This window comes from Mucilaginibacter achroorhodeus (assembly GCF_007846095.1).
Taxonomy (GTDB): Bacteria; Bacteroidota; Bacteroidia; order Sphingobacteriales; family Sphingobacteriaceae; genus Mucilaginibacter; species Mucilaginibacter achroorhodeus.
The window spans coordinates 204,436-218,100 of sequence record NZ_VOEI01000006.1; the positions used below are offsets into that span (position 1 = coordinate 204,436).

Below are 13,665 nucleotides of genomic sequence, written 5' to 3' on the forward strand. Positions count from 1 at the left end.
TTTATCATAAGTTATTGATTATCATTTGATATTAGCGTTATGTTGCCTTTTGGTATACGGTACTTGTAACGCTGTTGCCTTTTGGTAACGGCCGAAATTTCATTTGTATTTGGGCGTATACACACCTTTGCAGCGTCATCAAAAAACTATTGACGAAACCCAACAACAATGAACAAACTTTTACAGATCTTATTACCATTGCTTTTTTGCGCTACCGTAGCCAGCGCCACAAAAATAAAGGGCCGTGTATACGATAAACAATCGGGTGAAGTGTTGGTAGGCGCTACCGTTGTTTTAGAGAACAAAGGAAAGGCAACTACAACCGGCCTTGATGGTTCCTTTGAAATAAAGGGCTTGGAGCCGGGCAAGGCTACCATCCGCATCAGTTATCTTACTTATAGAACCATTCGCCAGGAGATAACTATTCTTAAAGAAGATAACGAACGCTTCAAGTTTTACATGGAGAGCGCATCAACTGATCTTAACGAGGTTGTTGTACGTTCAACAACCGGCGGCTCAAATGACCGTGATGCACGCCGCATTGAGCAGAACGCCACGCAGATCATGAACATTGTATCAGGCAAGGCTATAGAAGTATCGCCGGATCTTACCGTAGCTAACGTAATGCAGCGTGTATCCGGCGTTTCAATAGAGCGTAACAGCAATGGGGATGGGCAGTTTGCCATTATCCGCGGTATGGATAAACGCTACAATTACACTTTGGTAAACGGCGTAAAGCTGCCAAGCCCTGATAACAAATACCGTTACGTACCGCTCGACCTTTTCCCCTCTGACCTTTTAGATCGCCTGGAAGTACACAAATCCCTAACGCCAAACCTTGAAGGTGACGCTATTGGTGGTGTTACCAACATGGTGATGAAAAGCGCACCAGATCATTTCCAGGTGAACGCCAATATTGCAACCGGTTATAACCAGTTATTTTTTGACCGAAACTTTACCAGCTATAATTCATCAGGCATCAGGGATAAATCTCCGTACGAGCTAAATGGCCGTAACTACAACGCAACCCAGGCTGATTTTACCAAAGGAACGCTTGATTATACAAGTAAAAAACCTGCTCCTAACGTTGTGGGCAGCATGTCAATCGGCCAGCGCTTTTTAGATGGCAGGTTAGGCGTAATATTGGCCGGCAGCTACCAAAATACCTATCGCGGTAGCAACAGTACCTTTTACAATTCGTCAAATACGGGTACAGATAAATATGCCGTTATCACCAGCAAAAGCTACCGCGAATACTCTGAACAACAGAAGCGTTTGGGTTTGCACGGAAAGATTGATTATGTGTTTGATAAAAACAACAAGATAAGCCTGTACAATGCTTATTTCAACTTGCAAAATCAGCAATTGCGCGATGCCCTCGGTACCACATACAATGGAGTGTATGACCCTACAAATGGCAACGCCGAGCTTACTTATACCACGCGTAGCCGCCTTACAAAACAGCAGATATATAACAGCACCCTGCATGGTGATCACAAATTTTTTGATGATAAATTTAAGGTGCAATGGTCTGCAGTGTATTCTTCAGCGCGTAACGAGGTACCTGATAACACTACCATCAGCTTAAACGGTATCGAGCAAAATTTTGTAGATAAACGTACCTCATTGGTAAATACTTCACCGGTGCAGCGCCGCTGGGAACGTAATACTGACGAGGATAAAGCAGGTTACTTAGACCTTACTTACAATATATTTAAAGGTACTAACACTACCGATAGGTTAGATGTTGTTGTAGGTGGTTTATACAGGGATAAGCAACGTAGTAGCTTTTACAACAACTACACGCTGGCACCTTTGGCAGCCGATGCCAATAAGCAATATGGTGTTGATTTCCAAAACTACACTCAGCTAAACCTGGTAGTGACCAACCCAACAGGTGCAGTTGCCAACCCGCTTACATATGATGCATCTGAAAAAACCTCTGCCGGTTACGGTATGTTCAAATACAATACTGATAAATGGGATATAACTGCTGGTGCGCGCGTTGAGCATACCAACCAGGGTTATAATCTGCTTTTCCCGGCAGGTGAGACCAAACCGAACGGCAGCCAGATATACACGGATGTATTGCCAAGCGCAATTGTTAAGTATCGCTTTACTGATAAAACCCAGTTACACGCGTCATACTACCGAGCCCTTAACCGCCCGGGTTTTTACGAGATAGTGCCGAGCAAGATTGTTAACGAAGAATACCAGGAGCGCGGTAACCCTAATTTGAAACGCGCCCTTGCGGATAACTACGATCTGCGTTACGAGATATTCCCCGGTGCTTCTGAACAATTATTGGTTGGCGTGTTTTACAAGAATATAAAAGACCCTATCGAATACACTTTCCAGGCTGATGCAACCCGTGGTCAGGATATTTATTACAGTCCGGGTAATTTTGGTACGGCTAAAAACTATGGTGCCGAGATCGATTACACCAAATTTTTTAACAAGGTAGGTATCAGGGCAAATTACACTTATACGCACTCCAGCATCACTACGCCAAAAACATCAAGAAGAATAAACCCAACTACAGGCGATATTGAAGCATTTTTAGTTAACCAAACCCGTCCGCTTTACGGCCAGTCTAACCACATTGCAAACTTTGCCTTGTTGTATAAAGACACTAAAAAGGGCTGGGATGCGCAGATTGCAGGTGCTTACACAGGTGAGCGTATCAACACGGTATCGCAGTTCCTAGATAACGATCTGTGGCAGAAAGGTTTCATACAAATGGACATCTCTGCGGAGAAACGCTTTGCAAAAAGTTTCAGCGTGTTCATTAAGGCAAACAACGTACTTAATACACCGGCTAAATTCTTTATAAAAGGCACTAACCCTGCCAACGATAAAATAAAAGAAGACCTGGTGAAAAATAACCAAACGCTTATCCGTGCCGATTACTACGGCCAAAGCTACCTGTTAGGTTTAAGGTATAAATTCAATTAAGAAGCAGTTATCAAACAAAAGCATATCATCATGAAATTTAAACAACTATTAACCGCTGCAACCATTGTCCTTATGGTATTTAGCGGCTGCCAAAAGGCAAACATCGATGTAGATACATCGCCACAAAATGGCTCTGCCATGGGCGAGGTATCTGGCGTGTGGGCAAAGAACAGCGTGCACGAGATAAAAGGTGACATTATCATCCCCGAAGGAAAATCGCTTACCATTGAGGAAGGTGTAACCGTTTTGATGGATGCAACCGCTAAACCGGAAGTTGTTGTTAAAGGTAACCTGTATTCGTTAGGTACTGCGGGCAACCCGGTAAAGTTTACCGTTAGCGATGCTTACCGCACACCGGATAACAAATTTGGCAAGCTATGGGGTGGTATATTAGCCGCACCAACCTGCGCCGAACTGGTTTTAGATAATACGATATTGGAGTATGGCGGCAACACCACATCTGATGCTTCAACATCTGTAAAAATGGGCCTTTACAAAGCTACGGCCGGTGAAAACTTGCCTGCACTTTGGTTCTCGAACGTAAATGGCAAGCTGGTGGTTACCAACAGCATTATCCGCAACTTCCAGGAAGACTGTACCTATATTGAAGGTGGTAAGATCATTTTTGCCAACAACGTTTTCTACACTACCGGCGTTACCGGCGGCGAGGCTATGAACTTTAAATCCGGCTGTATAGCTGATGTTGGCTTTAACCTGGTTTACAGTTGTAATACCAATGCGCTCAAACTATCAAACAGCGGCGACCGTAACCCCCAGGCATACATTATTGCCTATAACAACACCATGGTTAATACCGGCTGGCGCAGGCCAACTGCTAAAGGCGGCTCTGTTTGGTTAGAGGCAACAGTGCGTGCCGATCTTTACAACAACCTTTTCGCCAACACCCGTTTCGGTATTAAACGCGATCCTAAAAAGGTTGAAGATGCACGTTCTAAGAACGATTACAACTGGTATTATGGTTTCGATCAAACTACGGTCAACCAATTCCAGGTAGGTAAGAACGACGTAGTTACAGGCGGTACGCATGATGTGCGCGGAACAACTGCCGGCGATAATGATCCGAAATTTATCAACTACCCGTTGAACAATGCAGTAACAAGCCCTGATTTTAATACTACCTGGGATTTCCATCTGCAAGGTAACTCGCCTGCTTTGGGTAAGGGCACAACCGGCTTTACACGTTTCTACAAAACAGGTATTGTGATGAGCAACGGTATAACTTACACCTCGCCGGAGCCTGCTACTTACATGGGTGCTTACGGAACTAAATTATAATAATGGAGAAAGATCTTTTAAGTGTGGCCATGCTGATGTCGGTTCTGTCAATCACGGCAGGAGCGTGCCATGCACAGGTTAACCCCAAGGAGGTTAAACCTGTTGTGATAACTGAACCGGTGAAGTACGATACTGATGACCCGGCGATATGGATAAATAAAGCCGACCCGGCAAAGAGCCTGGTTATAGGGACTGACAAGGATGCTGATGGTGCACTGTATGTTTTTGACCTGCAAGGCAAGATAATTGCCGATAAAGTTGTGCGCGGCTTAAAGCGCCCTAACAACGTAGACCTGGCTTACGGCTTGATGCTTAACGGCAAGCCTACCGACATTGCGGTTACTACCGAGCGCATGACGCACAAGCTGCGGATTTTCTCGGTACCGGATATGAAACCGGTTGACAACGGCGGGATTGAGATGTTTGTTGGTGAGAACGGTTTTGAGTTTCGCGACCTGATGGGAATTGCCATTTACACCGCTAAGGATGGTAAAATGTACGCTATGGTGGGCCGTAAAAGCGGTCCTAAAACCGGCGGCTACATCTGGCAGTATTTGTTGCAGGATGATGGTACCGGCAATGTAAAGGCATCGTTGGTACGTAAATTTGGCGAATACAGCGGCAAAAAAGAGATCGAATCTATCGCGGTTGATAACGAATTAGGTTATATTTATTACTCTGATGAACAGGTGGGCGTGCGCCAGTATTATGCCGACCCCGATAAAGGTAACAAGCAATTATCCATTTTTGGTACTACCGGTTTTGCGGCAGATCATGAAGGAATCTCTATCTACAAAACCGGTGATGCTACCGGCTACATCCTGGTATCAGACCAGGGGGCAAACCGATTCCAGGTGTTCAGCAGGGAAGGTACAGCGTCTGATCCGTTTGAGCATAAATTGGTAAAAGTTGTGCCCGTTGCTGCCCGCCAAAGCGATGGCTCTGATGTAGTTAACGTACCCCTGAATGATACCTTTAAACATGGCTTATTTGTAGCCATGAGCGATGATAAAACATTTCATTTTTACCGTTGGGAGGACATTGCAGGTAAGCTACTGAAAGTAAAATAGTTATATATTATTCATATATTTACAGGGCCTGCGTAAAAGCGGGCCTTGCTGTTTTAAATTAGGTTGTTTTAACGTACCTTTGGCGCAGTATTCTACTTATGACAAAATTATTTGTGGTGGGTTTCCCACGCGAAATGGACGAAATGTCCCTGGCCCAATTATTTGGACCACATGGTGATATTGATATCCTTACTATCGTACGCGATAAATTTACCAAGCAAAGCAAAGGATTCGGCTTTATACACATGAAAGATGCCGAAGGTGCTCAGATGGCCATTGAGGCTTTAGACGGCAAAGAATTTGGCGACCGCAAATTAGAGGTGCGCATTGCCGAAGAAAAGCCTGCGCCGGTTAACGGTAACAGGGCCCCTCAAAAGCGTTTCCCGCCGCGTACTAACAATAGCGGTTACGGTGGTGGCAGCAGCTACGGTAATAAAAGCTACGGTAGTGGCGATGGTAACAGTCGCAACTACGGCAGTGGTAACAGCTATAACCGCAATAACGATAACAGATCATCCTCATCAGACTTTAAGCCTAAACGCCCGCGTTTAAGCAAATAGATCGACGGGTATATCACATAACAAGAACGCCCCGGCAATTTTGCCGGGGCGTTCTTGTTTATTACCTCATCAGCTGATAAGGTATATCATGAGTTGCGCTAAATCTTGTTTAGGCAACGTTACTTGATGAACCGGTGAATCTTTTAACTTTTTCCACAAAATCCGGCAGCTCAAATGGTTTGCTCAGGTAATCGTCTGCACCACATTTATCTTTAATTTGTGGCAGGTCAGGCGAAGCCGAAACCAGCACCACCGGCGTGTGTTTAAGATCCGGTTGCTCCTTAATGTAGCGGCAAACTTGTTGTCCATCCTCACCTGCAAGGTTAAGATCAAGCATTACCAGGGCAACCTCCTCATTCTTAAGCTTTCGCATTGCCGATGCAGTGTCACTTAAACTAATCACCTTATAGCCTTCTATCTCCAGTAATATGCACATCATTTCGCCAATTACCGGCTCATCCTCAATTACAAGTACTTTATCCCTCATATAATTACCTATGCAAACAAAAGGCCATAAACACCAGAAACCGCACTTGTTAATAATAATTTAAAAATTTCTTATCCAGGGGCGGTGGATGAGCGGAGAAAATGCCCATGGGATGGAAGTAAATATGATCAACAGCCCTATACTGAACCAGATAAGCTGGGTTTTAAATTTCAACTGGTCAGTGGGTTGTCGTTTAACTTTAACAATCCCAATGGTCATGATGATGATTGCCGCCAGCATCATAAACACGTGCTCCATCCCGAAGAACCTGATCTCGCGCATGTGCACCGCCTGTTTGAAGTGTTGCCAGAAATAACTTACAACCGGGCTAATGATGTAAAGCCATACACCAAATACTAATTGAATATGCAATACTGATGAAGTAATAACACGCAGGCGGCTATCCCACAAAGTGTATTTAGCAGTGGCCCCAAACGCCCAAAAAGAGCGGATTAACATAATTATGACAAACAAAAGCACCAGCCAGCGCGTTGCCGAATGTAAAGCTAACAGAGGTGTATACATTATAGTGAAGACGATTGTGAGCCGCGGATATTTTAAACTTTTTTGTGATGCTTTGCCGGGTGGCGGGGCAACACTTGCCGATGTGATAAACAGGATAATTAATGGTAAAACCGATAGGTTATTTTACTCCGGATTTGTTTGGGAATATGCTGTTAATAATTATATTTGTTTAAAGGACGAACGTTCAAATTTCAGGTTACTTTAAATCCTTATCTAACATGAATCCATTAGAACTTTCACCACTGGCCGACCTTTGCACATCTATTGCAGGTCTTTTAAAAGCAGAACTGGGCGCTCATGGCCATGTAACCGCCGTAGCTAATCAAATTGTAATTTCTATCTCCCGGTTTGAGGTTGAGCATCGTTTAGGCAACCTGCTGCAACAGATCTACCGTTCGGTTGACCTGCATTTCCCGGCGCGTAAGGAGAACGTTTCGCTCATCATCCGTGATGCTGAAGGCGTTTATGAGAACTGCTTTAAAATTTGGCATACCGTTACCAAGGCTAAAGGATAATATCCATTTATTAAAAGCCATAAGGCTGTGTTTGTGAATTATATCTAATTTGATATGTTTGGTTCATGAACCCACAAGCCTCCTCTGCAAATTCGGCAGGCCGTATTTTGCTGGCAAGCCTCATTGGCACCACTATCGAGTTTTTCGATTTTTACATATACGCCACCGCAGCAGTACTGGTGTTTCCCAAGTTATTTTTTCATTCATCAGATCCTACTTCGGCAACGCTGGAATCATTAGCCACATTTGCGCTGGCCTTTTTCGCAAGGCCTTTGGGTGCGGCGTTGTTCGGGCATTTTGGTGACAGAAAGGGACGTAAAGCCACCCTGGTTGCAGCGCTGATGACCATGGGGCCTTCAACCGTTGCCATTGGTCTGTTGCCGGGATATGACAGCATTGGTATTTTTGCGCCGTTGCTGCTGGCACTTTTCAGGTTTGGGCAGGGTTTAGGTTTAGGCGGCGAGTGGGGTGGCGCTGTTTTGCTGGCTACAGAAAATGCACCTGCAAACAAAAAGGCCTGGTATGGCATGTTCCCGCAGTTGGGGGCGCCCATAGGTTTCTTACTCTCGAGCGCTACGTTTTACATTTTAGGGAAGGTGATGAGCGACCAGGATTTTATCAATTTCGGCTGGCGTATTCCCTTTATTGCCAGCGCTGTACTGATATTGCTTGGTTTGTACGTACGTTTAAAAATCACCGAGACTCCTGAGTTTACCAAAGTGATAGATAATAACGAGCGCTCTAAAGTGCCCTTTGCCGATGTTTTCACCAGGCATACCAAAGCTATTACTTTAGGCACGCTGGCTACTATAACTACATTTCTACTTTTTTATCTCATGACGGTATTCACCTTAAGCTGGGGTACATCCAAACTCAACTTCAGTAAAAATAATTTCCTGGTGATGCAAATGATTTCCATGCTGGCCTTTGGTGCGGGTATACCGCTATCGGCTGTAGTGGCAGACAGGTTTGGCCGAAACCCTATGCTGATTTTGGCCAGTGCATGTATCATGGTATTCGGGTTGGTGTTTGCCCCGTTCTTTTCATCGCACGATAAAGTGGTTACAACTATGTTTCTTTCAACCGGTATGTTCCTGATGGGGCTTACCTACGGGCCCATTGGTACGGCCCTGGCAGAGATATTCCCGGCATCGGTACGTTATACCGGTGCATCGCTGGCTTTTACGCTGGCAGGTATTTTGGGCGCATCTTTAACGCCTTACCTGGCAACAAAGCTGGCTAATAGCTACGGTTTGCAGTATGTGGGTTATTACCTAACAGCCGCTGCAACGCTTACTTTATTAGCTTTGATCATGGCCCGCAAAATAATGGCGACGCAACATTCGTAAACGCAGCTACTTTAAATTAAAAGGTCCGGAGAAGCTAATTCTCCGGACCTTTCTTTTAATGTTTGATCTGTTATTTACCTTTCAATAGTGCCAGTATTTTGTGATAGATCTCTGTATTTTGGTAAGTGCCCATGAACGCTCTTGAGTGCGGCCCGTAGGCGAACACCGGTACGTTGATACTGGTATGATCGTTAGTGCTAAAGTTGCCTAACACCATTCCATTAGCGGTTGAGGCATCCAGCAAACTAAGTCCGCCTGTCTCATGGTCGGCAGTTACTATCACCAGTGTTTCGCCATCCTCATCAGCAAACTTAAGCGCTTCGCCCACGGTGCGGTCAAAATCGTGCAGTTCGGTGATCACGTAAGGCAGATCGTTAGCGTGGCCGCCGTAATCTATCTGCGCACCCTCGGCCATAATAAAAAAGCCGGGTTTGTTCTGATGCAACACCTTAATGGTATGCAGTAAAGATTGTTTTAGCATGTCGCCACGGCCATCTTTAACGGGCCGGGTATCTTCGTTTTTTAGCAATACGATCTGTTTGCCTTTATCAGAAGCTTCGGCCTCTGCAAGTGATGTAAATAGTTGATAGCCTTTTGCCTTTATCTTGTCCATCAAGCGGGCATCCTTGTTTTGCATAAAAGAGCGTTGGTTTGAGCCGATCAAAACATCCACATTTCCGTTCACAAAGTCGGCCGCTATTTTTTGCGAAGAATCGCGTTCTGAAATATGGCCATAGAAAGCTGCCGGTGTAGCATCTGTAATATCACCACAGCTGATAATGCCGCTCTTGATCTTCATTTGGCTAAGAACATCGGGCAGGTTAGCTAAGGGTTTTCCCTGCGCATCAACGCCGATGTAGCGGTTATCGGTTTTCTCACCACTGGCCATTGCTGTGGCACCCGCTGCAGAATCGGTATTATCGGAGTTTGCTGCTTTGGTTTGCGAAAAGCCAATGCTGCGGCATTGATACATATTCAACTGACCGTGATTGGCGGTTAGCCCCGCCTGTATCTGTGCCAGGCCCATTCCATCACCTATCAGCAAGATCACGTTTTTTACCTTTTTGTTAGCACCATCAGATTTATAGGTGGGCTGATAAATGCTATAGGGCTTTGGATTAACATATTTCAGTTTTTTACGATTGATAAGGAAATCGTGCAGTTGTTGCGGGTAATCGGTGTTTATCCAGTCCACACCAAGCTTTTCCAATTGGATCCAGGTATTCGGGCTATCCTGCGTGGCCCAAAAACGGAAAGGTTTTCCCATAGCATGCGCCGCGTTAACCAATCCTTTAAGTTTGATTGAATCTGGCGGGGTAGGCGTGCCCTTGCCGTTCCAATGAGTGTAGTTGCCCAGGGCGTCGCTTATCATAGCTACATGCTTTAGCTGTTCAGTTGTGTAAGGAATGTTAGGCCGGCCGTCAAAGTAAATGTAATCCGGGTAATCGCCAAACTTTGCAGGGGCGGGCATATCGCCGCTTAATGCAATTTTAACAGCATTGGGGTTTACTGCGCTGTTAAACATCTGCATATATGGCTTTATTTCTTTCAAAAGCTCGGGGATCACATGCTCGTGGTCTTCTTTAATGTCGATAACCAACTGCAGGTGCATGGCAGCGTCTGCATAGGGCTTGCCGCCGTTCTGCTGAAAGCGTTCGGCAAGCGGTTTAAGGTACAAATTCTCTAAAGTACGGTTCGGCGCAATTTCCTTTTTTTCGTGTGCAACGTATAACTTGCCTTCAAACAAATAAACATCAGCCTCTATAGAACCCGTGCCGGCATAGTAAGCCTGCAAGAAGGGTATATTCTGATGATAATCGTTATGGCTGTGCCCGTTGTTTATTGTAAGCGATTGCGCACCTGCCGCGGCAGAAAATAATAACGCAACGAGAGAAATGTATCCGGAAATTTTTTTCATATCCTAATAGAAACGTTGTAACGCGCAAAAGTATCTAAAACGCTTAAAAGCTTTGTTAATAATAAATTAAGAGAAATTGTTGCTTTTGTTAAGTGTTGTTGCATTTATGGGGAAGTTAGTTCATAAAAATTTGAGATAGCTTTACCCTCAAACGCAGGTAACATTACTGATGCCAAATAAACAAGATGTTTTAATGTTGTGTAAATTGTTGGCGAAATTATCCATCCATTAAAACAGGAGCTCATTTTGAACAGATTTACTTTTTCTTTTGCGTTTATATGCTCTTTAACCACGCTGATATTTACGCAGACCCATGCCCAAAGCACGGTAGCCCTGCAGTGTGAGCATTTGTTAACGCCAATAGGTGTTGATAGCGAGCACCCGCGCCTTGCGTGGCAAATGGAAGATAGCAGGGCAGGTGCTGCACAATCTGCTTACCAGGTGTTGGTCGGTACCGATTCTGCGCAATTAGCCAACAAGCCATCAGCATGGAATTCGGGCAAGATAGCTTCCGCTATTAGCAATATCACTTACCAGGGCAAAGCTTTACAACCATCTACTAAATATTTTTGGCTTGTACGTACTTGGGATAAAGCCGGCGCTAAATTACCGGATAGCCGCATAAGCAGCTTTGAGACAGGTTTGATGGGTATAAACAATTGGAAAGGCTCGTGGATAAGTGATATGGGTAGTATTAACACCCTGCCTGCGCCGTATTTCAGAAAAGGTTTTACCGCAACAAAAAAGATCAGGTCGGCCAGGGCTTACATAGCAGTTGCAGGCCTTTATGAACTTTACTTGAATGGCCAAGAGGTAGGCAACCACCGTTTAGACCCAATGTACACCCGGTTTGACAGGCGTACGCTTTATGTAAGTTATGACGTTACCAACCAATTGCAGCAAGGCAAAAATGCGGTAGGTGTTTTACTGGGCAATGGATGGTATAACATGCAATCACTTGCCGTATGGGATTTTGACCGCGCCCCATGGCGTAACCGGCCAACCTTCTGCATGGATCTCAGGATAACCTACACCGATGGCACAACTGCTACCATTGCCACAGATGATAGTTGGAAAACGCATGATAGCCCGATCATATTCAATAGTATTTATACCGGCGAACATTATGATAGTCGCCGGGAATTGCCCGGATGGAACACAGCAAATTATAACGATAAGGACTGGAAGGAAGTAGGGTTGCGGGCGGCCCCTTCAAAGCAAATTGTTAGCCAGCTGATGCAGCCTATACGCAATGTGGATGAGATAAAGGCAAAATCAATAAAGAAATTTGATGATACCACTTATGTGGTTGACTTGGGTCGTAATATATCAGGCGTTACACAGGTAAGATTGAATGGAGCAGCAGGTACCATCGTGCGCATAAAGCATGGGGAGCGCTTGTATGCAAATGGCCATGTGGATCTGTCTAATATTGATGTATACTACCGGCCTAAAGATAAAAGCGACCCGTTTGGTACAGACATCGTTATCCTTAATGGTAAAGGGCCTGTTGAGTTTATGCCAAGGTTCAATTACAAGGGATTTCAATATGTTGAGATAACCAGCAGCAAACCTATCGATCTGAAGCAGGATGACGTAACCGGTTACTTTATGCACAGTGATGTTGCGCCAATAGGTAACATTAATTCTTCCAATCAGCTAATAAACAGGTTATGGTGGGCAACCAACAACTCCTACCTGTCAAATCTTTTTGGTTACCCTACTGATTGTCCCCAACGCGAGAAAAACGGCTGGACGGGTGACGGGCACTTTGCCGTTGAAACAGGTCTGTTCAATTTTGATGGTATCACCATATATGAAAAATGGCTGGCAGACCACCGCGACGAGCAACAGCCCAACGGTGTTTTGCCTGATATTATCCCAACCGGCGGCTGGGGATACGGCACAGCCAACGGTACCGATTGGACGAGCACCATTGCGATAATCCCCTGGAACCTTTACCTGTTTTACGGCGACAGCAAAGCACTTGCTGATAATTACAATAATATCCGTGCATATGTGAATTACGTGGATGGTATAAGTCCGCAAGGGCTTACCACCTTTGGCCGCGGCGACTGGGTGCCTGTAAAATCAACATCTTCGCTGGAGTATACCTCTTCCATTTACTTTTATGTGGATGCAACTATACTGGCCAAGGCCGCAAAATTATTTAATAAACAGGATGATCATAAGCATTACTCGGCTTTGGCAGCCCGCATTAAAAATGCCATCAATAACAAGTATTTCAATAAAACGACTGCCATGTATGGCAGCGGTGTACAAACAGAATTAAGTATGGCCCTGCAATGGGGCATAGTGCCGGAGGAATACCGTGCCCGTGTAGCAGAAAACCTTGCAAAAAGGGTTGCACAGGATAACATGCATATTGATGTAGGGGTGTTGGGTGCCAAAGCAATTTTAAACGCTTTGAGCAATAATGGCCAGGCCGAAACGGCTTATAAACTGGCATCTCAGGATACATACCCATCATGGGGTTGGTGGATAGTTAACGGAGCTACAACCCTTTACGAGAATTGGAACATACAGGCAACGCGAGACATCTCACTGAACCACATGATGTTTGGAGAAATAGGGGGATGGTTTTTTAAAGGCTTGGGTGGCATACTACCCGATGAAACGCATCCCGGCTTTAAGAACGTTTTACTTAAACCAAATTTTGTTTCAGGCTTAAATTACTTTACTGCTTCGCATAACGGGCCTTACGGCAAGATCATATCTGCCTGGGAAAGGAAAGGGCAGGACGTGATCTACAAGGTTACCATACCGGCAAATTCAACCGCAACGGTGACCATACCCAATGGCGCGCACGCAAAGGTATACTTAAACAATATAGTAGAAAAAAATAGCAGTACTTACAAAATTAATTCTGGCAGTTATCAGTTCAGGATACGTTATTAGCCTTCGCTATAATTTAAACTTACTTGTTTAAGAGAATACCTATATAATAACAAAGCCTTAGCAACTTGCTA

At 44.8% G+C, this 13,665-nt stretch carries 11 protein-coding genes; 8 read left to right on the forward strand and 3 right to left on the reverse strand.

Features of this window, described 5'->3' with window-relative positions; genetic code table 11:
- The first annotated feature begins 168 nt into the window (after nt 1-168).
- The 4 genes from FPZ42_RS16040 (at nt 169) to FPZ42_RS16055 (ending at nt 5,881) form a co-directional block, all read left to right on the forward strand.
- Nucleotides 169-2,955, forward strand: coding sequence for a TonB-dependent receptor (locus tag FPZ42_RS16040; protein ID WP_146272867.1), 2,787 nt, complete (start codon nt 169-171; stop codon nt 2,953-2,955).
- Nucleotides 2,956-2,985: 30 nt separating this feature from the next.
- Nucleotides 2,986-4,251 carry a right-handed parallel beta-helix repeat-containing protein gene (locus FPZ42_RS16045; RefSeq protein ID WP_146272868.1) on the forward strand — a complete coding sequence of 422 codons (1,266 nt, stop codon included), beginning with the start codon at nt 2,986-2,988 and terminating at the stop codon, nt 4,249-4,251.
- 2 nt (nt 4,252-4,253) lie between these two features.
- Nucleotides 4,254-5,321 (forward strand): phytase, encoded by a 1,068-nt coding sequence (locus FPZ42_RS16050; protein WP_146272869.1) that lies wholly within the window; start codon nt 4,254-4,256, stop codon nt 5,319-5,321.
- Between the two features lie 98 nt (nt 5,322-5,419).
- A complete protein-coding gene (locus FPZ42_RS16055; protein WP_146272870.1) occupies nt 5,420-5,881 on the forward strand; it encodes an RNA recognition motif domain-containing protein in 462 nt (153 codons plus the stop codon).
- A gap of 109 nt (nt 5,882-5,990) precedes the next feature.
- Here the strand turns inward: FPZ42_RS16055 and FPZ42_RS16060 are convergent, their stop codons facing one another.
- Together FPZ42_RS16060 and FPZ42_RS16065 are read right to left on the reverse strand one after the other, a co-directional pair.
- Nucleotides 5,991-6,368, reverse strand: a complete 378-nt coding sequence (locus tag FPZ42_RS16060; RefSeq protein WP_146272871.1) for a response regulator transcription factor — start codon at nt 6,366-6,368, stop codon at nt 5,991-5,993.
- Nucleotides 6,369-6,428: 60 nt separating this feature from the next.
- Complete coding sequence (locus FPZ42_RS16065; protein ID WP_222431597.1) at nt 6,429-6,827, reverse strand: hypothetical protein; 399 nt, start codon at nt 6,825-6,827, stop codon at nt 6,429-6,431.
- Between the two features lie 4 nt (nt 6,828-6,831).
- Here FPZ42_RS16065 and FPZ42_RS16070 point away from each other — a divergent pair, with 4 nt between their 5' ends.
- From FPZ42_RS16070 to FPZ42_RS16080, 3 genes are all read left to right on the forward strand, one after another.
- On the forward strand, nt 6,832-7,098 hold the full coding sequence (locus FPZ42_RS16070; protein WP_186458800.1) for a hypothetical protein: 267 nt from the start codon (nt 6,832-6,834) through the stop codon (nt 7,096-7,098).
- 13 nt (nt 7,099-7,111) lie between these two features.
- Nucleotides 7,112-7,408: a hypothetical protein gene (locus FPZ42_RS16075; protein ID WP_146272874.1), complete on the forward strand. Its 297-nt coding sequence runs from the start codon at nt 7,112-7,114 to the stop codon at nt 7,406-7,408.
- 65 nt (nt 7,409-7,473) lie between these two features.
- Nucleotides 7,474-8,757 (forward strand): MFS transporter, encoded by a 1,284-nt coding sequence (locus FPZ42_RS16080; protein ID WP_146272875.1) that lies wholly within the window; start codon nt 7,474-7,476, stop codon nt 8,755-8,757.
- A gap of 70 nt (nt 8,758-8,827) precedes the next feature.
- Here the strand turns inward: FPZ42_RS16080 and FPZ42_RS16085 are convergent, their stop codons facing one another.
- Entirely contained in the window at nt 8,828-10,675 is a 1,848-nt protein-coding gene (locus tag FPZ42_RS16085; protein ID WP_146272876.1) for an alkaline phosphatase, read from the reverse strand.
- Nucleotides 10,676-10,921: 246 nt separating this feature from the next.
- Here FPZ42_RS16085 and FPZ42_RS16090 point away from each other — a divergent pair, with 246 nt between their 5' ends.
- Nucleotides 10,922-13,594 (forward strand): alpha-L-rhamnosidase, encoded by a 2,673-nt coding sequence (locus FPZ42_RS16090; protein WP_261382326.1) that lies wholly within the window; start codon nt 10,922-10,924, stop codon nt 13,592-13,594.
- The last annotated feature ends 71 nt before the right edge of the window (nt 13,595-13,665 follow it).